25 protein-coding genes are annotated in these 26623 nt (G+C 68.3%); 12 read left to right on the top strand and 13 right to left on the bottom strand.

Translation table 11 applies throughout. The features are described 5' to 3' along the window. Positions 1-18: 18 nt before the first annotated feature. Genes OZ403_RS36780 through OZ403_RS36790 form a run of 3 tightly spaced genes read left to right on the top strand, consistent with a single transcriptional unit; the run spans position 19 to position 1467 of the window. The gene (locus tag OZ403_RS36780) at positions 19-672 is read left to right on the top strand and encodes a Mov34/MPN/PAD-1 family protein (RefSeq protein ID WP_268782945.1); all 654 of its coding nucleotides are present in this window, start codon (positions 19-21) and stop codon (positions 670-672) included. Positions 673-686: 14 nt separating this feature from the next. Next, a complete protein-coding gene (locus OZ403_RS36785; RefSeq protein WP_140796730.1) occupies positions 687-1106 on the top strand; it encodes a hypothetical protein in 420 nt (139 codons plus the stop codon). Positions 1107-1158: 52 nt separating this feature from the next. Continuing rightward, complete coding sequence (locus tag OZ403_RS36790; protein ID WP_237077792.1) at positions 1159-1467, top strand: hypothetical protein; 309 nt, start codon at positions 1159-1161, stop codon at positions 1465-1467. A 3-nt stretch (positions 1468-1470) separates the two neighbouring features. On the opposite strand, the gene OZ403_RS36795 is transcribed toward OZ403_RS36790, so the two are convergent. Then, positions 1471-1908, bottom strand: a complete 438-nt coding sequence (locus tag OZ403_RS36795; RefSeq protein WP_140800307.1) for a DoxX family protein — start codon at positions 1906-1908, stop codon at positions 1471-1473. 199 nt (positions 1909-2107) lie between these two features. Here OZ403_RS36795 and OZ403_RS36800 point away from each other — a divergent pair, with 199 nt between their 5' ends. The 5 genes from OZ403_RS36800 to OZ403_RS36820 all read left to right on the top strand — a co-directional run bounded on the left by OZ403_RS36800 (position 2108) and on the right by OZ403_RS36820 (position 6374). Beyond that, positions 2108-3031 (top strand): transporter, encoded by a 924-nt coding sequence (locus OZ403_RS36800; protein ID WP_174258993.1) that lies wholly within the window; start codon positions 2108-2110, stop codon positions 3029-3031. Positions 3032-3034: 3 nt separating this feature from the next. After that, the gene (locus OZ403_RS36805; protein WP_268782946.1) at positions 3035-3802 is read left to right on the top strand and encodes a hypothetical protein; all 768 of its coding nucleotides are present in this window, start codon (positions 3035-3037) and stop codon (positions 3800-3802) included. Continuing rightward, positions 3799-5109, top strand: a complete 1311-nt coding sequence (locus tag OZ403_RS36810) for an ATP-binding protein (RefSeq protein ID WP_140800310.1) — start codon at positions 3799-3801, stop codon at positions 5107-5109. The genes OZ403_RS36805 and OZ403_RS36810 overlap by 4 nt, the downstream gene beginning before the upstream one ends. Beyond that, positions 5106-5669, top strand: a complete 564-nt coding sequence (locus tag OZ403_RS36815; RefSeq protein WP_268782947.1) for a response regulator transcription factor — start codon at positions 5106-5108, stop codon at positions 5667-5669. Before OZ403_RS36810 ends, OZ403_RS36815 begins: the two co-directional genes overlap by 4 nt. 87 nt (positions 5670-5756) lie before the next feature. Further along, entirely contained in the window at positions 5757-6374 is a 618-nt protein-coding gene (locus OZ403_RS36820) for a hypothetical protein (protein ID WP_174258994.1), read from the top strand. 60 nt (positions 6375-6434) lie between these two features. Here OZ403_RS36820 and OZ403_RS36825 read toward each other — a convergent pair whose 3' ends face one another. Continuing rightward, on the bottom strand, positions 6435-7298 hold the full coding sequence (locus OZ403_RS36825) for a class I SAM-dependent methyltransferase (RefSeq protein ID WP_140795858.1): 864 nt from the start codon (positions 7296-7298) through the stop codon (positions 6435-6437). A 75-nt stretch (positions 7299-7373) separates the two neighbouring features. Here OZ403_RS36825 and OZ403_RS36830 point away from each other — a divergent pair, with 75 nt between their 5' ends. Together OZ403_RS36830 and OZ403_RS36835 are read left to right on the top strand one after the other, a co-directional pair. Continuing rightward, positions 7374-7835, top strand: coding sequence for a helix-turn-helix domain-containing protein (locus OZ403_RS36830; protein ID WP_140795859.1), 462 nt, complete (start codon positions 7374-7376; stop codon positions 7833-7835). Between the two features lie 213 nt (positions 7836-8048). Beyond that, the gene (locus OZ403_RS36835) at positions 8049-9260 is read left to right on the top strand and encodes a DUF1624 domain-containing protein (protein ID WP_268782948.1); all 1212 of its coding nucleotides are present in this window, start codon (positions 8049-8051) and stop codon (positions 9258-9260) included. A 15-nt stretch (positions 9261-9275) separates the two neighbouring features. Here OZ403_RS36835 and OZ403_RS36840 read toward each other — a convergent pair whose 3' ends face one another. Continuing rightward, a complete protein-coding gene (locus OZ403_RS36840) occupies positions 9276-10151 on the bottom strand; it encodes a GNAT family N-acetyltransferase (RefSeq protein WP_140795861.1) in 876 nt (291 codons plus the stop codon). A gap of 173 nt (positions 10152-10324) precedes the next feature. Here OZ403_RS36840 and roxA point away from each other — a divergent pair, with 173 nt between their 5' ends. Then, positions 10325-12322 carry a rubber dioxygenase RoxA gene (gene roxA, locus OZ403_RS36845; RefSeq protein WP_328285487.1) on the top strand — a complete coding sequence of 666 codons (1998 nt, stop codon included), beginning with the start codon at positions 10325-10327 and terminating at the stop codon, positions 12320-12322. Between the two features lie 69 nt (positions 12323-12391). On the opposite strand, the gene OZ403_RS36850 is transcribed toward roxA, so the two are convergent. The 10 genes from OZ403_RS36850 to OZ403_RS36895 form a co-directional block, all read right to left on the bottom strand. Further along, positions 12392-13903 (bottom strand): ABC transporter substrate-binding protein, encoded by a 1512-nt coding sequence (locus OZ403_RS36850; RefSeq protein ID WP_268782950.1) that lies wholly within the window; start codon positions 13901-13903, stop codon positions 12392-12394. A gap of 509 nt (positions 13904-14412) precedes the next feature. Continuing rightward, positions 14413-15819: an aldehyde dehydrogenase family protein gene (locus OZ403_RS36855; protein WP_140800316.1), complete on the bottom strand. Its 1407-nt coding sequence runs from the start codon at positions 15817-15819 to the stop codon at positions 14413-14415. Positions 15820-15842: 23 nt separating this feature from the next. Beyond that, positions 15843-18020, bottom strand: coding sequence for a 3-hydroxyacyl-CoA dehydrogenase NAD-binding domain-containing protein (locus OZ403_RS36860; protein WP_140800317.1), 2178 nt, complete (start codon positions 18018-18020; stop codon positions 15843-15845). 40 nt (positions 18021-18060) lie between these two features. Then, on the bottom strand, positions 18061-19272 hold the full coding sequence (locus OZ403_RS36865) for an acetyl-CoA C-acetyltransferase (RefSeq protein ID WP_140795865.1): 1212 nt from the start codon (positions 19270-19272) through the stop codon (positions 18061-18063). Positions 19273-19302: 30 nt separating this feature from the next. Beyond that, on the bottom strand, positions 19303-20451 hold the full coding sequence (locus OZ403_RS36870; RefSeq protein ID WP_140795866.1) for an acyl-CoA dehydrogenase family protein: 1149 nt from the start codon (positions 20449-20451) through the stop codon (positions 19303-19305). A 9-nt stretch (positions 20452-20460) separates the two neighbouring features. Next, entirely contained in the window at positions 20461-21597 is a 1137-nt protein-coding gene (locus OZ403_RS36875; protein ID WP_268782951.1) for an acyl-CoA dehydrogenase family protein, read from the bottom strand. Positions 21598-21630: 33 nt separating this feature from the next. After that, positions 21631-23469 carry an AMP-dependent synthetase/ligase gene (locus OZ403_RS36880; protein ID WP_268782952.1) on the bottom strand — a complete coding sequence of 613 codons (1839 nt, stop codon included), beginning with the start codon at positions 23467-23469 and terminating at the stop codon, positions 21631-21633. A 64-nt stretch (positions 23470-23533) separates the two neighbouring features. Continuing rightward, on the bottom strand, positions 23534-24364 hold the full coding sequence (locus tag OZ403_RS36885; RefSeq protein WP_268782953.1) for an SDR family oxidoreductase: 831 nt from the start codon (positions 24362-24364) through the stop codon (positions 23534-23536). Then, the gene (locus OZ403_RS36890) at positions 24361-25035 is read right to left on the bottom strand and encodes a TetR/AcrR family transcriptional regulator (RefSeq protein WP_140795869.1); all 675 of its coding nucleotides are present in this window, start codon (positions 25033-25035) and stop codon (positions 24361-24363) included. Before OZ403_RS36890 ends, OZ403_RS36885 begins: the two co-directional genes overlap by 4 nt. Next, positions 25032-25874, bottom strand: coding sequence for an enoyl-CoA hydratase-related protein (locus tag OZ403_RS36895; protein ID WP_140800322.1), 843 nt, complete (start codon positions 25872-25874; stop codon positions 25032-25034). Before OZ403_RS36895 ends, OZ403_RS36890 begins: the two co-directional genes overlap by 4 nt. Positions 25875-26157: 283 nt before the next feature. Between OZ403_RS36895 and OZ403_RS36900 the strand changes: the two genes are divergently transcribed. Then, positions 26158-26481: a hypothetical protein gene (locus OZ403_RS36900; RefSeq protein WP_140857712.1), complete on the top strand. Its 324-nt coding sequence runs from the start codon at positions 26158-26160 to the stop codon at positions 26479-26481. Positions 26482-26623: the final 142 nt, after the last annotated feature.

Here is a 26623-nt window from a genome sequence, read left to right on the forward strand (position 1 = left end):
ATCTCCTAAGCAGGGAGCATGCGCCCGAGGCTCTGGTGGCCTGCATCCCTGCTCCTCGTGTGCCTTGCTTGTGAAAGCGCTCCTCGCAAGGCACACGAGACGGAGAACTACGGCTTCATCAGCGACGACTCGGACTATGTCTGTGCGCGGGGGCCATGGTCTGGCGTCGAGCCATCCCGGGACGTGGATGAGGTCATCGACCGCCTGTGCCCCGCCATCATGAAGCTCCCGGGCGCGACCGACAGGGATTACGGACAGGAGTACTGCGGCCTCATCTACTCCCGAGGCGACGGCATCTACCGCGTCAGCCATCCCTCTCCCCTCGGCCGATGGCAACTGCGCAGGGAAGCGACGAAGAAGTCCTGCTTTCCCGTTCGCAAGGTCATCGACCCCGAGGCCCGGTCCCTCTCCATCCTCGCCGACTACCACAGTCATCCCTGGCACCCTTCGCCGCTATCCGAGCCGGACCGGCGCGCAGCCAATCAACTCTGGCTCATCAAGATTCAGTTCGATTCGGCGTGCCACATCCAGAAGCTGATCCCCCACCTGGATGATGTAGACAGGCCCGGCGAGGTCTACTCGCGTCGAGGGAAGCAGTGGGTCCGCATCGGGCTCATCAAGCCCGCAGACAAACCGTTCGGCTTCATCACCCCCGTCGGACGCGAGGACTGACAGGAGACATCATGATGCCAAAGTGGTTGCCCCTGATGTGCCTGTGCACGCTCCCGGCATGCGCCCTCTTCAAGAAGCCGCCTCGTCCTGTCCATGTGCCCGCGGAGGAAGCCTCAAGGTTCGAGTTCCCCGTTGGAATGCCGGAAGAGGGACGCGTCATCATCCGGCGCCCCCTGGCCCAGGCTGTCCAGCTCGCCATGGAGGACTACCTGCCATGGGACCTGAAGCTCCCGCCGGGCGACCGGCCCGGAGGGGAGTGCCTCTATCGGCGAGAGTCCTACGACGTGACAGCGGCTCCGTACGAAGGCGGAATCATCCTCGTGAGCATCTCGCTGGACCCCGACGCATGCGAGAGAAAGGGTGCCCCCTACGACATGGGAGCGCGGTATGCGATTGACTCGAAGACTTGGCGAATCCTTGCGGTCCAGCGCTGAGGATTCCCAACTCAGATGGTGCCGCACGGCCGGAGCAGGTAACATTCGCCGCATGCGCAAATCACTGCTCCGGTGTGCCGTGCTGCTCCTGCCGCTCGTGGGCTGCGTTCCGTCTCACTTCGACTACGTCAAGCTGCCGGAGGCGGGGAAATTCGCCCTCATCAACATCGACGGCCGGAACGCCTATCTCATCGACCCGCGCACGGAGAGCTGTTTCCTCATGACGGCGGGCTCGGACAACCACACGACCGTGCACGTCCCCTGCGACAAGCTGAAGCGGAACCTGCCCGAGGCCTCCGCCTTCATCACCTGGATTCCCGACAGCGCGGAGGCCCCGGCCGTCAGCGCCCCCACGCCCTGAGCCTCAAGACCGCAGCGGAACGCCCAGCCTCCCGCTCCCCAGCCCTTCCGCCTTCTTGCGCCGCAGGCTGAAGGGCCCGGACCCGAAGTAGACGATGAGCAGCGCGCCACCCGCCATGGAAAGGTTCTTCATGAAGTGGGTGAGCTGGTCCTGCGCCTGCACCGGGTCCGTCACCAGCCAGAACCTGTGGACCATGAAGGCGGCGGACAGCAGGAAGATGGCGATGGCCGCCGCGCCCAGGCGGGCGAACACGCCCAGCAGCACGGACAAGCCGCCCACCACCAGCGCCACGCCGGACCCCAGCACCGCCATGCGCGGCTCCGGCACCCCGGACGCCTGGGCCACGCCCGTCAGCGCCTCCAACTGGAAGAAGTGGTTCAGGCCGCTGGTGATGAAGATGGCCGAAAAGAGCAGCCGGCCAATCGGCGCTAGCACGCCCATGAATCCTCCCTGTCGTCCCTCCTCCCAGCCCCACAACGCTGGCAGGACGTCGCCATTCTCAACGTGGGCATCGATTCCTGCGTGACACCGGCCGCTCGCCTGCCTGCTCGCCCTTCGCCGCCAGCCCTCCCTGGCCATGGCACGCTGCGACAACACGCCACACGCGGGCCTCCAGGCCAGCACGTATGGTGCGCGGGCCGTGAAGAACGCCCTGACCGTCAGCCTCCTGTTGTCCAGCGCCCTGCTGCTCGTCCCCACTTCGAGCGCCTGGGCCTGCGCCACCTGCGCTTGTGGCGACCCCACGCTCATGTCCATGGGCACCGAGCAGCCGTTCTCCGGCCGCCTGCGCCTGTCTTCCACCGTCCGGGGATGGGGCCACACGGTCGGTGAGGAGGGAGTGGACGCCCTGCGCCTGCGCGAGGCGCGCATGGACCTGGCGGTGGCCTACGCGCCGCTCCCCTGGCTGTTCCTCTCCGCCACCCTGCCCCTGCAGGCCCGCGAGGTGCGGCACGTCAGCCTCGCCCGGGACCGCGGCTGGGGCATTGGCGACGTGGAGGTCGCCGCGAAGGTGTTCCTCTTCCAGGACAAGGCCTTCTCCGCGGACCACCTGTTCAGCGTGCTGGGCGGCGTGAAGCTCCCCACCGCGCCCGTGCTGCGCGGTCCGGATGGCGCCCAGTTGGCCCTGGACAGTCAGCTGGGCAGCGGCTCGGTGGATCCACTGGCCGGCCTCGCCTATCAGCACTTCCGCGGCAGCTGGTCCTTCCTGGCCAGCGCCACCGGCTTCCTCCCCACGCGCGGCATCCAGGGCTTCCGCGCGGGTGCCTCCCTCCGCACCACGCTCGCCGCGCAGTACCAGCCGTCTGCCCGCTGGGCCCTGCGCCTGGGCTTCGACAGCCGCCTGGAAGCGCCGGCCGACACGGAAGGCGAGCACCAGGGCCACACGGACAGCGAGCGCCATGAGCACACGGGCGGATTCATCGGCTACGCGTCTCCCGACGTGATCTTCAGCCCGGGCATGGACGTCGTCGTCGCGGCGGGCGTGCGCGTGCCCTTCATCAACCAACTGCGTGGCCGCGTCGTCCCCACGCCCATCGCGATGTTGTCCGTCGCCTACGACCTCTGAACCATGCGCTCCTTCCTCAAGCCCGTCACCGTGGGCGCCGCCGCGCTCCTGTCTCTCGCCGGCTGCGGCGGCACCAACGTCCAGGACGGCATGACGCTCGACCTCGCGCTCATCACCGCCCGGGCGCGGCCCATCTCGGGTGCGGCCGGCGCGCGCGAGCTCATGAACGACCAGGGCACCCGCGCCGTCCTCACCAGCGGCTTCGTCACGCTGGGCAGCATGGAGCTGCTCCCCTGCGCGGAGGTCGGCTGGAAACGCTTCCTGCGTCAGCTGTCCCCCGTGGGCACGGCGTGGGCCCACCACACGGTGACCCACCCCACACGGCTGGACACCGCCCACGTCGTGAACCTGGGTGGCGAGGATGGAACGGTCATTCCGCTGGGCGCGCTGCACCCGCCGCCGGGCCGCTACTGCCACGCGCGCCTCAACTTCGAGCCCGCGGGCAACGACGCGCAAGGCCTGGCCGCCGCCGCCCAGGGCGACGCGCCGGTGGACATGGTGGGCCGCAGCCTGCACCTGCGTGGCACCCTGAGTACCAGACAGGACAGCGAGCCCCAGCCCTTCGAGGTGAGCTTCCAGACGCGTGCCTCGGTGGACGTGCTACTGGAGTGGGTGACGCTGTCAGAAGCCAATCCTCACACGCAGCTCGTCTTTGCGCTCTCGTGGGATACGTGGCTGGATGGCGTCAGCGCCGAGCAGCCGCCCGCCAACGTGGACCTGGTGGGCAACGTGGCCCGCTCGGTGGTGCCTCCCTCCTCCGTCGCACCATGACGCCTCCGCCCCAAGCCGCCCCGCCGCTCCCAGAGCCCGACTCCCGGGCCCGCATCAACCTGGAGTGGCTGCTGCGCTTGCGATGGGGCCTGCTGCTGGGCCAGACGCTCGTCATCGGCGTGGCCGCCTTCGGGTTGGAGCTGGCGCTGCCGGTGTCGGTGTTGTTCGCGCTGCTGGGCCTGGAGGCGCTGACCAACGTGTCGGCGCGGGCGTGGCTGGCGCGCGGCCTCCGGGTGACGGAGGGCACCCTTGGCAAGCTGATGCTGTGGGACACGCTGGTGCTCACCGGCTTGCTGGCCCTCAGCGGCGGCACGCACAACCCCTTCACCACGCTCTACCTGGTGAACGTGGCGCTGGGCACCGTGCTGCTGCCCTCGCGGTGGATGTGGGGTCTGCTCGGCTTCACGCTGACGGCCTTCGGCTCGCTGTTCGTGTTGCAGGACGTGGAGCTGCCAGCGGGCCTGTCGCGGCCGGACCACGCGGAGCTGATGCGGCTGCACATCAACGGCATGTGGGTGGCTTTCGCCGTGGCCGCGGGCTTCATCGTCTACTTCGTCCAGCGCGTCACGCGGGCGCTCGGGGCGCGGGAGCAGGAGCTGGCGCAGGCGCGCGCGCTGCACGCGCGGCGGGAGAAGGTGGCCTCGCTGGCGACGCTGGCCGCGGGCGCCGCGCACGAGTTGTCCACGCCGCTGTCCACCATCGCCGTGGTGACCAAGGAGGTGGAGCGCGCGCTGGCCACCGCGGGCACCTCCGAGTCCGTTCGCGAGGACCTCCGCCTCATCCGCCAGCAGGTGGACCGCTGCCGCGACGTCCTGGTGCAGATGTCCGCGGACGCCGGGCAGACGACGGGTGAGCCCTTCCACCCCGTGCCCCTGAGCCGGCTGGTGGAGGACATGCTGGCGGAGCTTCCCGGCGCGGAGCGGGTGAATGTCGAACTGCCCACCGAGGCCCGCGACTGGCGCGTCCACGGCCCGCCCCGGGCACTGGCCCGGGTGCTGCGCGGGCTGGTGAAGAACGCGCTCCAGGCGTCCCAGGTGTCACGTCCCGTGGAGCTGCGCGTGCGAGCGCGCGGCGAAGGTGCCCTGCTGGAGGTGCGCGACGCGGGCACGGGGATGGCGGCGGACGTGTTGTCCCGGGCGGGCGAGCCCTTCTTCACCACCAAGCCACCGGGCGAAGGAATGGGCCTGGGGCTCTTCCTGGCGCGCACGCTGGTGGAGCAGCTGGGCGGCTCGCTGGAGCTGCGCTCGACGCCGGGCCGGGGCACCACGGCGAGCCTCTCGCTGCCGGTGACGGAGGGCGCGCCATGAGCTTCGCGAGCGCGGGCACGGAGCAGCGTCCCAGCCTGTTGCTGGTGGATGACGATTCCACCCTGCGCGAGCGGCTGGCCCGCGCCTTCCGCGAGCGCGGCTGGGACGTCACCACCGCGGGGGACTACGACGAGGCCCTGGCCGCCGCGCGCCGCGAGTCACCCGAGTACGCGGTGGTGGACCTGCGCATGCCGGGCCGCAGCGGCCTGGAGGTGGTGAGGGATTTGCTCGCGGTGGATGCCTCCACGCGCGTCATCGTCCTCACCGGTTACGGAAGCATCGCCACCACGGTGGATGCCATCCGGCTGGGCGCGGTGAACTACCTTCCGAAGCCCGCGGACGCGGATGACCTGCTCGCGGCCTTCGCGCGTGCGTCCGGCGAGCCCTCCGTCGCGACATCGGAGAGCTTCGAGGCCCCGTCCCTGGCGCGCGCCGAGTGGGAGCACATCAACCGCGTGCTGGCGGACTGCGGCGGCAACATCTCCGAGGCGGCGCGCAAGCTGGGCATCCACCGGCGCTCGCTCCAGCGCAAGCTACAGAAGTACCCGCCTTCCCGTTGAAGCGCTCACGCCTCGCGGGAATTACCGGGCTCGCAATGAGCGAGTGCCCCGTGCCAGTCACTGGCGACCTTTGCTATGGGTGGCGGAATGTCGACCGCACTCCAGACCCGTCCTCCCAGCCACCTCGCCCCCGGCCGCTTCGGCCAGACGCGCTACATGATTCGCCGCAAGTTCTTCAAGCTGTTCGGCGACGCGTTCCACATCTACGACGAGGCGGGCAACCTCGCCTTCTACTCGAAGCTGAAGGCCTTCAAGTTGAAGGAGGACATCCGTATCTACAGCGACGAGGAGATGCGTGAGGAGCTGCTCACCATCAAGGCGCGCGGCATCCTCGACTTCGGCATGACGTACGACGTGACGGATGCCACCACGGGCGCGCGCGTGGGCGCGCTGCGCCGCAAGGGCCTGCGCTCCCTCCTCCGCGACCAGTGGCTGGTGCTGGACGCGAATGACCAGGAGGTGGGGAAGATTGAAGAGGACAGCATGATGATGGCGCTGGTGCGCCGCTTCCTGACCGCGCTGATTCCCCAGTCCTTCACCGGGACGATGGGCCTCAATCAGGTGCTCGCCTTCCACCAGCGCTTCAACCCGTTCATCCAGAAGATTGATTTGGACTTCTCCATGGACACCGACCGCCAGCTGGACCGGCGGCTCGGCATCGCGGCGGCGGTGCTCATGTGCGCCATCGAGGGCCGGCAGCAGTAGTCCCTGAACCTTCTCCCAGACTGGCGGCGGCGGCCTTCCTTCAGGGAGCCGCCCGTCACGTCACGCCGAGAGGGCCTCAGCGGGAGCGCGAGCTTCGACCCGCCAGCAAGCGGCGGTGAACCGCACCTCGTCGCCGTGCACATAGGGGTTGAAGGCGGCGCGGACGGTTTCGATGACGTGAGTCCGGGTCCTCTCGTCGGCTTCGTGAAGAACGCGACCGAGGGGCCCAAGCCGGGTCACGTACTGGACCAACCCCCGCTCGGGCAGGGTGCAGGTGGCATCAATGGGGTGGATGTCGATGTCCCTCCAGCCGCTCTGCTCCAGGATGCGATGGACCCGGTCCCCATCCGCGAAGGCGAACTGGCCCGGCGCGTTCGGCTGGCGGGCGGGCATGTTTGGAAGGAGGGGCGCCGCGGCCCGCTCGGCGGTCGTCATGAACGGGTTCTCCGAGGGGCTTCGCCAGGCGATGAAGGTCAGCCTGGCATTCTCTCTTGCGGAACGTCTCAGGTTCACGAAGGCCTGGACGGCATCGTCGAAGAACATCACGCCGAAGCGTGAAATCACCATGTCGAAGCGCCCTCGCTCGAAGGCGTGATGCTCCGCGTTGGCCTCGATGAAGCTGGCGGCCACATGCTCCGCTTCGGCCCGGGCCCGCGCCGCCGCGAGCATGGGTGCGGAGATGTCGATGCCGACGCAGTGTCCCTGGGCACCGAGCCGCCGCGCGACGGCGAGCGTCGTGCTGCCCGTCCCACAGCCCACGTCGAGCACCTGACGCGCGCCGCGGGCTTGGACGGCCTCGACGAGCAAGTCCTCGAACGGCTTGAACATCCCTTCGAGCAGGTCCCGGCTATCGACCCAGGCCTGTCCCGCGGGGCCATTCCAAAGCGCTGCCTGCCCCTCCGGGGGCTGGTGACCAGATGCCATCGCGCGTCTCCCTTCACATGCCTTCAAGAAGTGAAGGCCGTACAGTGCCAGTTCAAGTCGACTTGAGGTCAACAGGTGAGAGACCTGGACATCACCGAGGTTGCCCGGCGCACGGGCGTTCCTGCCTCGACGCTGCGTTTCTATGAGGCAAAGGGCCTGCTCTCCTCGACGGGCAGGCGAGGCCTGCGCCGCCTGTTCAACCCCGACGTGCTGGAGCGGCTCGCACTCATCGCATTGGGACGCGAAGCCGGCTTCTCACTGGATGAGCTGGCTCGGATGTTCGCGCCGGACGGACAACCGCGCATTGACCGGGAGCTGCTGACCGCGAAGGCGGAGGAACTCGACAGCACCATCCGGCGGCTGAGCGCCATGCGCGATGGCTTGCGGCACGCGGCGAACTGTCCCGCGCCGAGCCACATGGCGTGTCCCAGGTTTCGCCAGCTCCTGGCAGCTGCCACTGCCTCCAGACAAAGGCGGGCGCCCGAGTCGCACGGGAGCGAAGGCGGTCGCACGCGCCGCCGGAAGCAAGTCCCATAATCGCCACTACATTGCAAATACAATTTAAACCCATATACTCCTCACCCACGAGGAAGAACGGGGATTCTTCCCGCTGCGTTCCTCCTGCATGTGAGACATCCCCCCTGCCATCCAACGCAGCCCCGAGGGCGTTACCAGGGCAGCAGGCCAGGGCAAGGAGCGCATGCATGTTCCACGAGCCACCGCGCGGATGGCCTTCTCCCCTCGCTCGCGATGACACAACTCGCTCAGACACCACTCCCCGCCTTCGCCGCCCCTTCCGCTGCCTCGTCGCGTGAGACGGTGGGCTCCAAGGGCCGCCGCATCGTCGGCATCGACGCCCTCCGAGGGCTGGTCATGGCGCTGATGATTGTCGACCACGTGCGGGAGTACTTCTACCTGCACGCCCAGGTGAGCGACCCGGTGGTGATATCCACCACGCCGCCCAGCCTCTTCTTCACGCGGTTCGCCGCGCACCTCTGCGCGCCCGTGTTCGTCATCCTGACGGGCGTGGCGGCCTGGCTCTACGGCCAGCGGCACGGAGGGCGTAAAGCGGCCTCCAGCTTCCTGTTCAAGCGCGGCCTCTTCCTGCTCGTGCTGGAGCTGACCGTCATCAACTTCGCCTGGACCTTCACGCTCCTGCCCCAGACCTATTACTTCCAGGTCATCGGCGCGATTGGCCTGTCGATGATGGTGCTGTCCGCCCTGCTCTACCTGCCACGACCCGCGCTGCTCACCTTCGCGCTGCTCGTGATTTTCGGCCACAACCTGCTCGACCCGATTCACTTCGAAGCAGGCCAGCCGGGACAGGCCCTGTGGGCGCTGCTACATGACCGGGGCTTCATCGCCCTTCCCTGGGGCGCGCAGCTCAAGACGTCCTACCCCGTCCTGCCGTGGATGGGCGTCATCGCCCTGGGCTTCGCGGTAGGGCCGTGGTTCTCGTCCCAGGTCGCCCCAGCGGCGAGGCGCCGCCGCCTGCTGCTGGCGTCAGCATCCTCGGTGGGCCTCTTCGTGCTGCTGCGGCTCATCAACATCTACGGCGAGCCCCTGCCGTGGTCGCCCGGCGCTACGCCGATGGAAACGGCCATGTCCTTCGTCAATCTGACGAAGTACCCGCCGTCGCTCGACTTCCTGCTGCTGACACTCGGCGTGGGCGCGGGCCTGCTGGCGCTGCTGGACAAGGCGCCTGCGTCACTGACATCCACCCTGGCGGTGTTCGGCGCCGCGCCGCTGTTCTTCTACGTCGTCCACCTGTACCTGCTGCACGCGATGAACAAGCTCGCGCTGCTCACCTTCGGCCCCAACCAGGGCGCGCTGTTCAGCCTGCCGAACGTCGGCGAACTCTGGCTCATGGCGCTGCTGACCACGGTGCCCATGTGGTTCGCCTGCCGCGCCTTCGCCGCGCTGAAGGCCCGCTCCTCCAGTCCCTGGATGAGCTACCTCTGACAATCGGCCCTGGGCTCAGGTCCGCGCCATGACGGGAAGGAGGTTCGCCTCACGTGGGGACGTCAGTCCCCGCACGAACAGGTCCGCCTCCGTGTCCTCGCCCGCCTCCACCGCGCCGGGCCACCAGCGCTCCGGCGTGAAGCCGAACTGGATGGACGAAATCGGCCGGTCGATGAGCCGCGGCAGCGCCGCCCGTAAATCAAAGGGCGCACGCGCGAAGATGTCGTCGACGAACAGCGTCTCGCCCTCCACCTCCGCGAACACCCAGGCCTCGTCGCTCAGGGCGCGCAGTGGCCGCGCGAACCCATTCGCCGCATACCAACTGGCGATAGAGGCCGTGCCCCGCGCGCCGAAGCGCTCCGTCACCGGCAACCCCTCGTCAGAGAGCATTCGGAGCCGCGCCCGCACGTCCGCCTCCGCCAGGTCGAGCCGCGGCGCCGCTGTCCCTCCCGGCCGCGCCATGTGCGAGGCGGAGAACAGCGTCTGGCGCCGGGGCTCGAAGCCGAAGCGCGGGTAGAACTCCAGCACGCTCTTGTTGGCGAACAGCAGCACGGGCGCGTCACCACAGTGCGCCAGCGCCGCGTTCATCACCTCGCGCGCCAACCCCCGCCCGCGCTCGGAAGGCAGGCTCCCCACGGCGCCCAGCTGGTAACCCGTCACCTCCCGGCCTTCGAGCAACAACCGCATCCGCGTCACCGAGGCATTGGCCAAAACCCGGCCGTCCTCCACCACCGCGAACGCGCGGTAGTCGTCATTCCATTCACCCCACTGCGTCCAACGCCGGAAGTCAGCGCGGGTGAAGACTTGCGGCACGTAGTCGCAGAACGCAGCCTGGAGCCCCGAGTTGCCGGGCCCGATTTCAGTGACGGAGGGAACGCGCTTCGAAGCCATCCATCCACCCTACGCGATTCCCACCAGCCGCCAACGGACGCGAGCCCGCACCGGGAATCCCTAACGCGCTGCGTATTGCGAGCCTTCACCCGGAAGCCTACTAGTTTCTTGTTGTCACAATGCCAATAAGCAATTGGAGGGTTGCGCGCATGCGACTGCATTGGAGTCGTCCGTTGGCCGTTTCGAGTACCTTGCTCTGGGCCATCAGCGCGGGGCAGGCAGCAGCGGAGCCGTTGCCGCTGTTGGACATGACGCCCCTTCGCGCGCCCTTCGCGGCGGCGTGCCAGGGGAAACCGGATTCCACACCGCTGCCGCTGGACCCGCGCACCCTGGTGGTTCCCGGCGTCAACAAGCCCGGCGCCGCGGTGCAGTTCAACGCCTACTGGGTGGACCTGCACTCACCGCCGCCGCCGTTCGTCTCCAACCTGCCACCCAACCCGAAGAACTGCGGCGAGTTCCGCGCGAGCGCCCACCGTGGCCGGGTGAACATCGAGACGCGCGCCTACTTCCAGCCCTTCACGACGTCGCTGGCCTACTACAACATGTATCTCCAATGGGGCTACCTCTTCCGCCCCTCGGACTTCGACGAGCAGATCATCAACCGCTTCGGGCTCTCGAAGGCGCCCTTCCGCAATCCCTACCCGATGCCGTGGGAGAACCCCAACCTCACCAACGGAGGCAGCGGCCAGCTCCCGCTGGGCCTGGTGCAGGAACGGGATTCCAATGGCCGCTTCACGGGGATGATTGCCTCCAGTTGCTCGGGCTGCCACGACTCGAAGCTGGGCAACGACCAGGAATCCTCCTTCGTCTGGGGACGCTCCACGGACGCCAGCGATCCGGGCCTCATCCAGTCCGACATGTTCCGCTCCACCGTCGTGGGCAACGTGTTCCAGATTGTGCCCGTGCCCTGGAGCGTGGGCCGCGGCATGAGTGACGCCATCGGCATCGTCGACCTGCTGCCCGCCCTCTTCGACATGGACTCCCTGGCGCTGGCCCCCAGCCTGCTGGAGTACTTCCCCACGCACGCGGGTGGCATGTCCCGCGCGCCCAACTGGTGGTACCGCGCCTTCAAGACGCGCCAGTTCTGGGACGGCGCGCTCACGTCGGACAACGTCCGCTCGGAGATGGCGTTCGGCGTCGCGAACATCGGCCGCTCGGCCTCGGAGCGCCGCGCGCTCACCGCGGAGTTCGAGGACAACGACAACTTCTTCCTCTCGCTCTCGCCCCCCACCTACCCCAAGCCCATCAACACCGCGCTCGCCGAACGCGGCGCCATCCTCTTCCACGAGCGCGACCTCTGGGCCAATGGCGCCAACGCCAACATCCCGAAGACGCCCGGCAACGGCTCGTGCGCGAGCTGCCACGGCGTCTACGCGCCGCGCTACGCGGCCAACCCCGCCTACCTGCCGGACCCGCGCCTCAAGGGCATCTCCGGCGTCATCACGCCCATTGAGACCATCCGGACGGACCCGGCCCGCAAGGACCTGATGGCGGACGAGCGCAAGCGCCGGGCCTGGAACACGTCCTTCCTGGCCTACAACGACATGCACCCCGACCACGGGCCCTTCTACGACGACCCCATCATGAGCGCCCTGCGCCGCGTGCCGCGTGCCGCGTATGACCGGGGGGTGGGGCCCATCTACTCGCCCGAAGGGCCGAACATCTGGATTGAGCCGTTCGGCTACATCGCGCCACCGCTCTACGGCGCGTGGGCCTCCGCGCCCTACCTCCACAACAGCAGCGTGCCCACCCTGTGGGACGTGCTGAAGCCGTCGGACCGCCCGAAGGTGTGGCAGCGCCAGCAGACGGAGCCCAACAACCGGGGAACCAACGCCGGCTACGCCATGGACTTCGCGGCGTACGACTTCAACAAGCTCGGCTGGAAGGTGACGCGCCTGGCCTGCGGCGACGTGCCCAGCAGGGACCCGTTCATCCCCTGCAGCCAGCACATGGCGACCATCGACATCGCCTTCGCCAACATCGCCAACGTGGTGGCCAACTACAACTCGCTGGCCTACCAGTCACCGCCGCCCATCACCCAGAAGCAGATTCGCTCGCGGATGATTTTCAACTCGCACCTCTACGGGCTCGGCAACGAAGGCCATGACTTCAACCAGTCGCTCACGGACGACGAGCGCTGGGCCATCATCGAATACATGAAGACGCTCTGACCCGCTGAAGCGATGCGGCTCGTGAGGAAGAAAGGGAGCGGGCTCCCTTCCTTCCCAGGACTTCAGCGGCTACGGGCTGAACATGCCGGTGAGCACGCTGGCGCGGCCTCGAGGCAGCGAGCGCTTGAACGGGCTCGTCGCGAGGTTCGAGCCGGGCTGGTACCAGCTCTGGATCTCCGCGAAGTACGTCTGGCCCGCCCGCAGCACGTCCGGGGGCAGGTACACGCTCTGGAGATCCGTGTGCAGCACCGCCACGCGCGTCGCGGTGGTGGAACCGTTGCTCGCGCCTAGCCGGTAGATGTTCACCACGTAGTTCGTGGCCGTTCCGACCAGCGGCTTCGACCAGCGCAGCGAGGCGTCGGTCCCCACGCCCGTGAGGTTCTGGAATGCGCCGCGCGTGTTCACCTGGGGCGCCTGCACCGGCCCGACGAGGGGCTGCACGGGCGCGGCGGTGAACGCGCTCGCCTCTTGCTCCACGCGGATGTCCACGCTCATGGTGTAGGGCGTCGCGGTTCCCAGCGCGTAGCTCTTCGTGAAGCCCGCGACTGCGAACGCCACCTTCTGCCACGTCGCCGGGAGCGGGTTGTTGTAGGTCATGCTCCCCGTGACGATGTCGGTCCGCTGCGTGTCAGGATTGAGCTTCACGAGCAGTGGCGGCCCGCTGATGGACGCGAGCGCCGAGCTCAGCGCGGCCGGCCGGGCGGACATCCAGATCTCGTTGTACGTGCTGACCGCGTCCGGGTTCACCTGGGTGCGAATGGCTTCGAAGGCCGAGCGTCTCCAGTCCACCGCGAAGGTGCCTGTCGCGACGGGCTGGGTGAAGGTTCCGCTGACGGTGACGGGCTGGCCCTCCACCTGCGTCATGCTCGTATCGAGCACCTTGTGCATCGCGCGGTAGGGCACTCCATTCGCGCTCGTCTGCAACCGCATCTGCGCCAGCGAGAACACATCCCCGCGGCTGCTGTCGAGCAGCACCGGGTTGAGCATGTTGGCGTAATCGAAGCTCAGCCCGGAGAGCGACGTGGCGCCCGCCAGGGGGCGCCCCGTGGCGCTGCCGTCGATGTAGCCGAACGCGCCCGGGTTCAACGAATACATGTCCAGGAAGTCCCCCGGCTGCCAGGGAGACAGGCCGGTGGCGGACACCATCACGGGAGTGGGCAGCGAGGCGAAGGTGCCATCGCGGCCCCACTCCGTGGAGCCCAGATCGAACGCGCGGCCGGTGCTCACCAGGTAGCGCGAGCCCAGCTTCAGGTAGATGCGGCCGGAAGGGACGTTCGGCACGGAGATGGTGCCGTCCGCGGAGCCCGTGCCCGGATAGGCCGTGAACGCCCCGGTCGTTGAGTCCCGCATGTATGCCACCACCGACGTGGCGGACTGGTCGTATGGCTTCGTCTCGTTGCCCGACGTGGCGACGAAGGTGACCGGGCTGGTACCGGTGACATGAGTGACCAGGCCTTGGGCGGCCTGGGAGGTCGCGTCCGTCGACACGGAGGAGTCCACCGCCTCTGCCTCGTCGAGCCCTGCGCAGCCGACCCCTGTCATGCCGACCAAAAGCCCGAGGGAAATCAATGACATATTCATTGTGAAGACAACCCTTTCGGCGACGCCCTGAATGGCGCTGCGCAGGGAGATTCATACCGGGCCGATCTGACATTTCCGGGAGCGCTTCGATTCCAAATTTCCTTAGGGGCTGTGAAAGCAAACGCGCTTGTCGGCAGGTGAGCCCGGCAACGGACTCCGTGATGACTGGCGCCATCCGCCTGGTGACTGCGGTCACCGCCGGGGGCCTGGAGCGCGTTGCGTGGTGCCATCCCCTCGCTGAGAAATCCACGACTTGCCAAGGCCCGCCTGGGCGGCATGCATCCGCTTCCGGTTTACTCCTACAGCTGGAGTTTGAGTCGCGCTCCTCGGGCCCGATAGTGACATTGCATGGCGACGGCTTGGTGGTGGCGTCGCCAGCGACTCCAGGCCAAAACGTGCGCGAGTGGAGCCACGGTCCGTGCCGTGCTCCCCAGCAGAATGGCGAAAGTCGAGTCTGAGCGCGGGCGCCGGCCTCCTGGAGAATCCGCCAGGAGGCCGCGACCTTCGCGTCACAGGAAGCGTTTGAAGAGGTCCAGCTTCCCTGTGTAGGGCGGGTAGCGCAGCTTCATGTCGAGCAGGAAGGGCCGCTTCACCACGCCCTTGCGGTGGCTGAAGGCGTCGAAGCTGGCCTGGCCGTGGTAGCCGCCGGTGCCGGACTCCCCCACGCCTCCGAAAGACAGGCCCTTCGCCGCGAAGTGGACGCACACGTCGTTGGCCACCGCGCCGCCGCTCGACGTCTCCGTGAGGACGCGCTCGTTCACCGCCGCGTCCTTGGAGAAGGTGTAGAGCGCCAGCGGCTTCGGCCTCGCGCGGACGAAGCGGATGGCCTCGTCGATGCTCGGACAGTCCACCAGCGGCAGCAGGGGCCCGAAAATCTCCTCCTGCATCAGCGGGCTGGACAGCGGCGCGTCGGTGATGACGGTGGGCGCGAAGAAGCGGCTGTCCGCGTCCCGCTCACCGCCAAATGCCACGGTCCCGTCCTGCGCCAGCTTCGAGACGCGCTCGAAGTGCCGCGAACTGATGAGGCGGCCATAGTCGCGGCTCTCACGCGTGTTCGCGCCGTAGAAGCCGGTGACGGCCTTCTGGACCAGCTCCGTGAAGCGGCCCTTGAGCTCGGGCGGAATGAGCACATAGTCCGGGGCGATGCAGGTCTGCCCGGCGTTGAGGTACTTGCCCCAGGCGATGCGGCGCGCGGTGACTTCCAGGTCCGCGCTCTTGTCGATGATGCAGGGGCTCTTGCCGCCCAGCTCCAGCACGGTGGGCGTCAGGTGCTTCGCCGCGGCTTCCGCCACCACCCGGCCCACCTGGGGGCCGCCGGTGAAGAAGATGAGGTCCCAGCGCTCGTCGAGCAGGGCCCGGCTCACCTCCGCGCCGCCCTCCACGACGGCGACGACGTCCTCGGGGAAGGCTTCTTTCAGCATCCGCGCGAGCACGGCGGACGTCGCCGGGGACAGCTCGCTGGGCTTCAGCACGGCGGTACAGCCCGCGGCGAGCGCCCCGATGAGCGGAGCAATCGCCAACTGATAGGGGTAGTTCCACGGGGAGATGATGAGCGTCACGCCCAGCGGGTCCGAGTACTGCCAGACGCGCGCGGGTTGGATTGCGAGCGGCGCCGCCCCCTTGCGCGGCGCCATCCACGCCTTCACGTTCTTCAGCGCGTCCTTCAGCTCCCCGTAGATGCTGCCCACCTCCGTGAGGTAGGCCTCCTCGGGGCTCTTGGAGAGGTCCGACTGCAGGGCGGCGAGAATCTCCGCCTCGTACTTGCGTGCAACCCGTTCGAGCACCTGCAACTGCTCCCGTCGCCACGCCAACGGCAGCGTGGCACGGGTCTCGAAACGGGCTCGCTGCTTCTCGACGAGCGCCTTCGCATCGAACGAAGGTGGAACGGCGGCGAGACGGCTGGAGCCCTGACTCATCGGACCTCTCCTTGTGTGAACTGCTACTTCAAGAGTTCGCCTCGTTCGGCCTTCTCGACGAGCGACGCCGGCGGCTCGAAGTGCGCGCCGTAGCGCTGCGCGAGCTCACGCGCGCGGGCGATGAAGCCCCGCGGCCCGTTGCCCGTCCGTCCCTCGTAGCCGTTGATGAACTGCGCCACGCCGCCCGTCCACGCAGGGAAGCCGATGCCGAGGATGGAGCCGATGTTCGCGTCCGCGGCGGAGCGCAGCACGCCCTCGTCGAAGCAGCGCACCGTGTCGATGGCCTCGGCGAACAACATCCGCTCCTTCATGTCCTCGAAGGGGATGGTGTGGCCGGGCCTGGTGAAGTGCTGCGCCAGTCCCGCCCACAGGCCCGTGCGCTTGCCGTCCACGTAGTCGTAGAACCCGCCGCCCGTGGAGCGGCCCTTGCGCTGGTGCTGGTCAATCAGCGCGTCCATCACGGCGTAGCTGCTGTGCTCCGCCCAGGGCTTGCCCTCCGCCAGGGTGGCCGCCTTCGTCTCCTGACGAATCTTGCGCGGCAGCGTCAGCGTGAGTTCGTCCACCAGTTGGAGCGGGGCGGCGGGGTAGCCCGCCTGGAGGCCCGCCTGCTCGATGGAGGCGGGCGAGATGCCCTCACCCACCATGGCGATGGCCTCGTTGAGGAAGGTGCCGATGACGCGGCTGGTGAAGAAGCCCCGGCTGTCGTTGACGACGATGGGCGTCTTCCCAATCTGCACCGCGATGTCGATGGCCTTCGCGAGCGTGGCGTCGCTCGTCTTCTTGCCCGCGATGAGCTCCAGCAGCGGCATCTTGTCCACGGGGGAGAAGAAGTGCATGCCCACGAAGTCCTCCGTCCGCTTCACGCCCTCGGCGAGCACGGAGATGGGCAGCGTGGACGTATTGGACCCGAGCACCGCGTCCGGGGCGACCACGTCCTGGACCTCCTGGAAGACCTGGTGCTTGAGCTTCACATCCTCGAACACGGCCTCGATGACGAGGTCACACCCCTTGAGGGCGGCGGCGTCCGCGGTGGGCGTGATTCGCGCCAGCAGCGCGTCACCCTTCTCCTTCGTGGACTTGCCCTTCTGGATGGCCTTCTCCACCAGCTTGACGGAGTACTCCTTGCCCTTCTCCGCCGACGCGAGGCTCACGTCCTTGAGCACCACGTCGATGCCAGCCTTGGCGCAGACGTAGGCGATGCCCGCGCCCATCATCCCCGCGCCCAGCACGCCCACCTTCTTCGCGGTGTGCTGCGGGTAGTCCTTGGGACGGCCGCCACCGGAGTTGATGTGCTGCATGTCGAAGAAGAACGCCTGAATCATGTTCTTCGCGACCTGCCCCGTGACGAGCTCGGTGAAGTAGCGCGACTCCACGGTGAACGCGGTGTCCACGTCCACCTGCGTGCTCTCCACCGCCGTGGCCATGATGGCGCGGGGCGCCGGCATGTTCGCGCCCTTGAGCTGCTTGCGCAGGTTCGCGGGGAACGCGGGCAGGTTCGCCGCCAGCCCCGGAGACGACGGCGTGCCACCCGGAATCTTGTAGCCCTTCTGGTCCCACGGCTGCTGCGCGGTGGGATTGGCCTTCACCCACGCCTTGGCCGCGGGCAGGAGCGCCTCCACGGAGTCCACCACCTCGTGGACCAGGCCGGCCTCCTTCGCCTCCTGCGGACGGTAGCGCTGGCCCTGGAGCAGCACCTTCATCAGCGCGTCCACGATGCCCAGCATCCGCACCGTGCGCACCACGCCGCCGCCACCGGGCAAGAGGCCCAGCGTGACTTCCGGCAGGCCCACCTGGGCGCCCTTCACGTCCGCGATGATGCGGCGGTGGCACGCGAGCGCGATCTCCAGCCCGCCGCCCAGCGCCGCGCCGTTGATGGCCGCGACCACGGGCTTGCCCAGCGTCTCCAGCGTGCGCAGCTGCGCCTTGATTTCCTGCCCCAGCTCGAAGGACTGCTTCGCGTCCTCCTTACGCACCTTCAGCAGGTCCTTCAAATCACCACCGGCGAAGAACGTCTTCTTCGCGGAGGTGAGGATGACACCGGTGAGGGTGTCCTTCTCCTTGACCAACCGGTCCACCGTCGCGCGCATGGACTTCAGATACGCGGCGTTCATGGTGTTTGCGGACTGGTTCGGGTCATCCAACGTCAAGACGACGATGCCGTCGGCGTCCTTGTCCCAGCGGATGGTGTTCTGCTCGCTCATGGGGTTCGCTCGAATCCTATCGAAGTGTTGGAAGAGAAGCTCAGACGCGTTCGATGAGGGTGGCCACGCCCATGCCACCACCCACGCACAAGGTGATGACCGCGCGGCGCGCCTTGCGTCGCTCCAGCTCGTCCACCATCGTCCCCAGAATCATCGCGCCCGTGGCGCCCAGCGGGTGCCCCATGGCGATGGCGCCGCCGTTCACGTTCAGCTTCTCGTCCGGAATGCCGAGGTCCTTCTGGTACTTGAGCACCACCGAGGCGAAGGCCTCGTTGAGTTCGAACAGGTCGATGTCCTTCACCGACAGGCCGGCAATCTCCAGCAGCTTCCGGGTGGCCGGAATCGGACCGGTGAGCATGATGGTGGGGTCCGAGCCGGACGTGGCCACCGCGGCGATGCGCGCGCGCGGCGTGAGCCCCAGCGACTTGCCCACCTGCTCCGAGCCGATGAGCACCAGCGCCGCGCCGTCCACGATGCCCGACGAGTTGCCCGGCGTGTGGACGTGCTCGATGCGCTCCACGAAGTGATACTTCTGCAGGGCCACCGCGTCGAAGCCGCCCGCCTCGCCCATGACGGTGAAGGACGGGTTGAGCTTGCCGAGCGACGCCACAGTGGAGTCCGGGCGCATGAGCTCATCGTGGTCCAGCACGGTGAGGCCGTTCTGGTCCACCACCGGGACGACGGAGTTCTTGAAGTACCCGCCGGCCCACGCCTGGGCCGCCAGTTGCTGCGAACGGGCCGCGTAGCGGTCCACGTCCTCGCGCGTGAAGCCCTCGATGGTGGCGATGAGGTCCGCGGAGATGCCCTGCGGGACGAAGTAGGTGTCGAAGTTGGTGGCCGGGTCCATGGCCCAGGCGCCGCCGTCCGAGCCCATGGGCACGCGCGACATGCTCTCCACGCCGCCCGCGATGACCAGGTGCTCCCAGCCCGAGCGCACCTGCTGGGCGGCCATGTTCACCGCCGTGAGGCCGGACGCGCAGAAGCGGTTGAGCTGCACGCCGCCCACCGTCTCCGGCAGCCCCGCGGCCAGCACCAGGGTACGAGCGATGTCCGCGCCCTGCTCCCCCACGGGCGACACGACGCCGAGCACCACGTCGTCGATGCGCTTGGGGTCCAGGTTCGGGTGGCGCTTCTTGAGCGCGTCCACCAGCCCGGTGAGCAGCGTGATGGGCTTGGTGCCGTGCAGCGCGCCTTTCCTACCCTTGCCGCGAGGGGTCCGGACGGCGTCGAAGATGAATGCTTCCTGGCTCACGAAGAGCCTCCTTGGGACGGGGATGTGGGTCTACAGGGAACGGGCGACGAGCTCTTTCATGACCTCGTTCGCGCCGGCAAGGATTCGCAGCACACGCGTGTCCGCGAACAGGTGGGCGATGGGGTACTCCTTCATGTACCCGTACCCTCCGAACAACTGCAAGCAACGGTCGGCGACGATGCACGCCTGGTCCGTCACCCAATACTTCGCCATGGCCGCCGTCGTCACATCCAACCCACCCTCCAGGTGCGACACGATGCAGTCGTCGATGAAGGTGCGACACACCCGCCGCAGCGTGGCGACCTCCGCCAGCTCGAAGCGAGTGTTCTGGAGGGCGAAGAGCGGCTTTCCGAACACCTGGCGTTGTTTCGTGTATTCGACCGTCACGTCCATGGCCCGCTCCAGGCTGGCCATCGCGATGAGCGCCGTGCTCAGCCGCTCCTGGGGGAGCTGCTGCATCAACTGGACGAAGCCCCGGCCCTCCTCGCCGCCCAGCAGGTCGCTGGCGGGGACCTTCAGGTCGTCGAAGAACAGCTCCGTCGTGTCCTGTCCCTTGCCGCCCAGCTTCTCCAGGATGCGCCCGCGCTCGAAGCCCGGCGTCGTGTCGGAGACCTCGGCACACAGCAGGGAGATGCCCGCATGGCCCTTCGCGTCCCCTGTGCGCACGGCGATGATGAGGAAGTCACATACGCGGCCGTTGGAGATGAACGTCTTCGAGCCACTCACCCGGTAGAAGTCACCGTCACGTACCGCGCGGGTGGAGATGGCCTGGAGGTCGGAGCCCGTCCCCGGCTCCGTCATGGCGATGGCGCCCACCCACTCGCCGCTGGCGAGCTTGGGCAGCCACTTCTTCTTCTGGGCCTCGGACGCGTAGGCCAGCACGTAGTGCGCGACGATGGTGCAATGCACCGCGAAGCCCATGGACGGGTCGCCCGCGCGGACCTGCTCCTCGATGAGGACGGCCTCGTGGGCGAAGGTGCCGCCGCCTCCGCCGTAGGCCTCCGGGATGGACATGCACAAGAGCCCCAGCTCGCCCGCCCGGCGGTACAGCGCCTTGTCCGGGTACCCCTGCTCCACGTGCTTGGGGACGTTGGGGAGGACTTCCTTCGTGAAGTAGCTGGCCGCGAGCGCGCGGACCTGCTCGAGCTCGGGTGAGCCCCATCGGGATGTCGCCGTCATGTCCGCCTCCTAGAGCCCGAACGTCTTGCCGATGATGTCGCGCTGGATTTCGCTGGTGCCGCCGTACACAGTGGAAATCACCGTGGCGCGCAGGTGCGACTCCATGTCGTATTCGGTCGCGTAGCCGTAGCCGCCCATCATCTGCACGCCCTCGAGCGCCACGCGCTTGGCCGTCTCCGTCGTCTTCAGCTTCGCCATCGACGCCTCGCGCGGAAGCATCCGCTCCGGGGCCTCGTCCGCCATCGCCGCCACGCGGTAGATGAGCAACTCACAGCAATCCAGCTCCGTGGCCAGGTCCGCGATGCGGTGCTTGAGCGCCTGGAAGGAGCCAATGGCCTTGCCGAACTGCTTGCGCTCCTTCACGTAGGCCACCGCGTCGTCGAACGCGCGCCGGCCCCGGCCCAGCATGGTGGCCGCCAGGATGAGGCGCTCGCTGTTGAGCCCCGACATCACCTGGGGCCACGCCTGGTCCACGCGGCCCACCACGGCGCCCTCCGGCAGGAAGCAGTCGGTGAAGTAGACGTCGTTGACGTCCTTGCCGTTGAGCGTGGGGATGCCGCGAATCTCCACGCCCGCCATGCCCGTGGGGACGCAGAACATGGTGAGGCCCTCGTGCCGGGAGCCCGCCTGCGTGCGCGCCACCAGCAGCACGTGGTCCGCGAGGTGCGCGTTGGAGCACCACGTCTTCTGCCCGTTGATGATGAAGCCCCCGTCGACCCGCTTCGCGCGGCAGGCGATGGCGGCGACGTCGGAGCCCGCGCCCGGTTCCGAGATGGCAATGGCCTCCACGCGGCCCCGGACGATGCCGCCCAGCACCTTCTCGCGCTGAGCCTGCGTCCCGAACTTCGCGTAGGGCCCGGCGGCGACGGCCGTGGTGACGTAGCCGCCCACCGGCGCGAGCCCATACGCGGTGCGCTCCGCGAAGAGGCAGACCTCCGACAGTCCTCCGCCCGAGCCGCCATATTCCGGCGAGATTCCCACGCCGAGCCAGCCCAGCTCGGCCAACTGCGCGTAGAGCGCGCGGTGGTGGAATTCAGCGCCGTGCTGGGTCAGCGCATCACGCTGCGCGCGGGTGCCCGTCCTGTCACGACAGAAGGCGTCGATGGCGTCGGCGAACGACGCTTGCTCCGAAGTTCTCGCATGCATGGGGGCTCTGAGGGAGACGCTGCGGGTGAGACGTCAGGCGCCTTCGTAGAAGGCGGAGATGCGCGCGGCGTACTGCTGGAGAATCACGCGGCGCTTGAGCTTCAGACTGGGCGTCAGCTCGCCCGTCACCGGCGACCAGTTCTCCGCGACCACATCGAAGCGCTTCACCTGCTCCGCGCGGGAGAGCCGGACGTTGATGGAGGCCACCAGTGCCTCCAATTCGGCGCGGATGGCGGGCGCGTGGGTGAGCGCCTCCAGCGAGCTCGCGTCCAGCTTGTGGGCCTTGGCCCAGACAGGCGCGGCGTCCGCGTCCAGGCTGATGAGCGCCGTCACGTAGGGCAGGTTGTCACCAATGGCGATGGCCTGGCCCACCAGCGGGTGCGCGCGCAACATGCCCTCGATTTTGGACGGCGCGATGTTCTTCCCGCTGGAGGTGATGAGCAGCTCTTTCTTGCGGTCGGTGATGGTGAGGTATCCCTCCGCGTCCACCGAGCCGATGTCGCCAGTGGCCAGCCAGCCGTCCGCGTCCACCGCGCTCACAATCTGCCCATCCGCGGACAGGTAGCCCATGAACAACACCGGCCCCCGGACGAAAATCTCTCCGTCCGCGGCCAGCCGCAGCTGCAAGCCGGGAATGGGCCGCCCCACGGAGCCGACGCGGAAGTCCTCGGGCGTGTTGATGGTCGCGCAGCCGGTGGTCTCACTCATGCCCCAGACCTCCAGCACCTTGAAGCCGAAGCCGCCGAGGAACTCCAGCACCTCCACGGGAATGGGCGCGGAGCCGCTGCTCGCCCAGGTGAGCGCATCCAGGCCCAGCGCCGCCCGCAGGGGCTTGAGCACCTGCGCCTCCGCCTCGGCCGCCTTGCGCGTGAGCTCGGGTGGCACTTCCCGTCCCGAGCCCTCCATCCGGAAGACCTCCTGCAGCGCCGCGTGTGCGGCCAGGACGGGCGTCCGCCGCTCAGGCTCCATCGCGTCCAGCTTCGCCTTCAGTCCCGCAGCGAGCTTCTCCCAGACGCGCGGCACGCCGAAGAAGGCGGGAGGCCGGGCCTTCGCCAACAGCGGCATCACCCCCGCGGGGTCAGAACAGACGTAGACGTGCAGCGCCTTGTAGAGAGAGCGGTACAGCCCCAGCTCGCGCTCGGCGATGTGCGCCAGCGGGAGATAGGCGATGGAGGTGGAGCGCATCGGCGTGGGGACCACCGCGTCCACGGCGATGGCCTCATAGAAGGCATTGCGGTGGCTCAGCACCACGCCCTTTGGGTCACCCGTGGTGCCGGACGTGTACATCATCGCGATGGGGTCCTCAGGCCGGATGCGCTTCCAGCCGTCCTCGAAGACAGAGGCATCTTCCTGGTGCAGCGCGCGTCCCCTGGCCTCCACCTCCGCGAAGGAGATGAAGCGCGCATCCCCGGAGGGAATCGCCGAGGCGTCGACGACGATGACGTGCCTGAGCGCGTCGAGCGACTCGAGCACCGGCTGCCATCGCGCGACCTCGATGGCGCCCTCCAACACGACGATACGGGCCTGGCTCTGCTTCGCCACGTAACCTATCTGCTCGACGCTGAGCGTCTGGTACGCGGTACAGGAGATGGCGCCCAGGTGCACGGCCGCATAGTCGATGAGCCAGTGCTCCGGCCGGCTGGACATCATGATCATCATCCGCTCGCCGCGCCGCAGCCCGAGCGACCCCAGTCCACGGGAGAGCGCGGCGGTCCGCTCGCGGAGCCGGGTCCAGGTGAGCGTCGTGTCGCCCGCGGTGAGCGCGGGCGCGTCCGCGTACTCGTCGGCGTTGCGCTTCAAGAGCAACGGCAGCGTGAGCTTGTTCGCCAGGGAATGGCACTGCGCTTCCAGGTCTGCGAACGACGGACGCATAGGCATCTCCTCGGTTCACTGTTTCACTGGACTGCAATGACAAACCGCGCCGGAGCGCCCTGGGTCAGGGGTCGACGTAGAGGTCGAGCAGGACGTCGGAGCCGCCACCGTAACCACTGAAGTCGGTGACGCCCTCGGCGCGCAGGACGTCCTCGTCGATGAAGGCCTGTCCGGTGCAGTCGCGAGGCGAGCGCCGCAGGACGGCCATGGCCGCGTCCGCCATGATTTCAGGCGAGCGGGCTCGCTGCATCGGCTCATCCCCCCCGAGCAGGTTCTGCACCGCCGCGGTGGCGATGAGCGTCCGGGGCCAGAGCGCGTTCGCCGCGATGCCTGCCTCGGCCAGCTCCGCGGCCCAGCCGAGCGTGAGCAACGTCATCCCATACTTCGCCATCGTGTACGCCGGGTGCAGCCCCAGCCAGCGCGGCGAAAGGTTGACCGGCGGGGACAGCGACAGGATGTGCGGGTGCGGCGAGCGGCGCAGGTAGGGAATCGCCGCGCGCGTGAGGAGGAACGTCCCCCGGAGCTGAATCTGCTGCATCAGGTCGAAGCGTTTGACCGGCAGCTCCTCCGTCTTCAGCGGCGCCAGGGCGCTGGCGTTGTTCACGCAGAAGTCGATGCCGCCAAAGCGCTCCACGGCCTCGTCCACGGCGCGCTGCACGTCCGCTTCCTCCCGCACGTCCCCCACCACCGCGAGCGCCTGGCCCCCCGCGTCCTGGATGGCCTGCGCCGCCGTGTGCACTGTCCCGGGCAGCCGGGGGTTGGGCGTGTCTGTCTTTGCCAACAGCACGACGTTGGCACCCAGCCGTCCGGCGGCGATACCAATGGACAGCCCGATGCCACGGCTACCTCCCGACATCAGCAGCGTGCGCCCCGCCAGTGTCGAGTTGGCGATCATTGCGCGTCCTTGCCTCGCCTGGCGCCAGCCTTCGCCGCGCCGCGGTCGGGCCCTGGCTGCTGGTGGAGATGGGGGAAGACGTCGCGAACGATGGTAATCAACGCCTCGCTCAGCAGCAGGTGCGCGTCCTCGCGGGACAGCGTTCCCCCGCGAATCCACTCGCGGATGGTGGACTTCACCAGACCGCCGTAGGAACGCATCATCGCGCGGTGCCGCGCGTCGCTGCCGACCTCCACCTTGAGGCCGAGGAACTCGAGCGTCTTCGCGGCGGCCACGTCGTCGGCCTCGGCGATGATGCGCTCGACCTCCGGGTCCGCGATGCTGCCCGCCCCCGTGACGGCCACGTACGTCTTGCCGTGGGCGGCCACGGTGTCCAGGTACCACTCGACACTGCGCTCCACCCGCTGCCGCAGGGTTCCGGTCGCACTCACCTTCTCTTCCAACCCGGGCATGAGCAGCATCCTCTTCACGACCTTCAGGTAGAGGTCGCGCTTCTGGCCGAAGTAGTGGTTGAGCAGGCCCCGGGCCACGCCGGCTTCCCGGGCGATGTCCGTGGTGGAGACCTCCGCGTAGGGGCGCTCGCCGAACAGCCGCGTGGCACACTCCAGAATCTGCTCGCGGCGTTCGTCCGGCTCCAACCGCTTCCAGCGGGGTGCGTCGGCCGAGCTCATGGCGTCACCTCCCGCCACGGCAGGAACGAGGGCAAATCATGCGCCACGGTCCGGGTGAAGCGAGGCGGCCGTTTCTGCAGGAAGGCCGACACCCCTTCCAGCGCGTCCGCGCTCCGGCTCAGGCTGGCGATGAGCTGACTGTCCAACTGGAACGCGGGCTCCGGTGAGGGCAGCGCGCTCATTTGGTAGAGCGCCTGACGGATGACCGCCACGGACACGGGGGCCGTCGTCTCCACCAGCTCCCGAGCCAGCGCCTCCGCGGCGTCCAGCACCGCGTCCGGCTCATGGAGGGAGCGGACCAGGCCCGCGCCCAGCGCCTCATCGGCGGGAATCAGGCGGCCGCTCACCATCCAGTCGAGCGCGCGCCCCAGACCGACGATGCGGGGCAGGAACCACGATGAGCCCGCCTCCGGGTAGATGCCGCGCCGGCTGAAGACGAAGCCGAAGCGGCTGTCCTTCGCGGCCAGGCGGAAGTCAGCGGGCAGCAGCATCGTCGAGCCCACGCCCACGGCGGCGCCTCGGATGGCGGCGATGACAGGCTTGCGCATCGCGAACATCCGCCGCGTGACGCGCGTGGCGGGCTCCACCCACGCGCCCCCGGGCGGCTCCGTGTTCGTCACCTCGAGCGAGCTGCCGCTCAGGTCCGCGCCCACGCAGAAGTCCTTGCCCGCGCCGGTGAGGATGACGACGCGGACGTCCTCGTCCGCATCGGCCGCGGCGAGCCCTGCTTCGAGCTCATCCGCCATGGTCACCGTGAATCCATTCCGCGCTTCGGGCCGGTGCAGCTCGAATGTGGCGACCCGGTCCGTCACCGAGGACCGGATGTGTTGGTAGGTCATGGAAGGTGCCCCGATGCTGCTGTGAGGGTGATGATGGGCGCCTGTTGGCAGACTGTCAATAGTGGGCTTCGTCTGGATTTCCAAACACTTCCAACGTGTTGCGTCATCCCTCCCAGGTGCGGCCACCCTGGCGTTCGCGTCTGTGCAAGTCATTCCGGAGCGGGGCACTGCTGGTCTGTAAAAAGACGCCAGTGCTGCTTTTGAAGTTTTCCCTGCTCGACTCGATACTGCGGGGTGCCGGGACACACTTCGTGGTCCGGCCACCCGTCGTCGTGGAGTCACCATGAACCTGCTTTCGAAGACGCTGTTCGTGAGCGCCGCGGCCCTTGTCACGCTCTCCCCGCTGTCTGCGTCGGCGCTGCCCCCGGACTGCGACGTGCAGTGTGCCGACGAAGCGCCCTGCTCGCTCGTTTGTGCGGTGCCCTGGGGGAGTCGCATCATCACCTGTGAGCGGTGGTTCAGCGACTACGAGCTGGGCGGCACGTGCACGCCGGACGCCCAGATTCCTTCCGAGGAGGAGGATGAGCTGTCGTCGGTGGAGCCGCGCCAGAGCAGCATGCCCGGCATGGCGGCGGCCTGCCTGTCCGCGCCGGTGAGCGCCCGGTAACACGCGTCACCCCGGGCCGGCCCGCTCCGCGCATCCTGGCGTGGGGCGGGCGCCGCCCGGTGAACTCGGCAATTCGCGGCTGGAGTTGATTCGCCCTCTCGCACGCCATCAGCGCCGCGGGAAACACGCCTTCCGGAGCCCT

The organism is Myxococcus sp. NMCA1 (assembly GCF_026810205.1).
Taxonomy (GTDB): Bacteria; Myxococcota; Myxococcia; order Myxococcales; family Myxococcaceae; genus Myxococcus; species Myxococcus xanthus_A.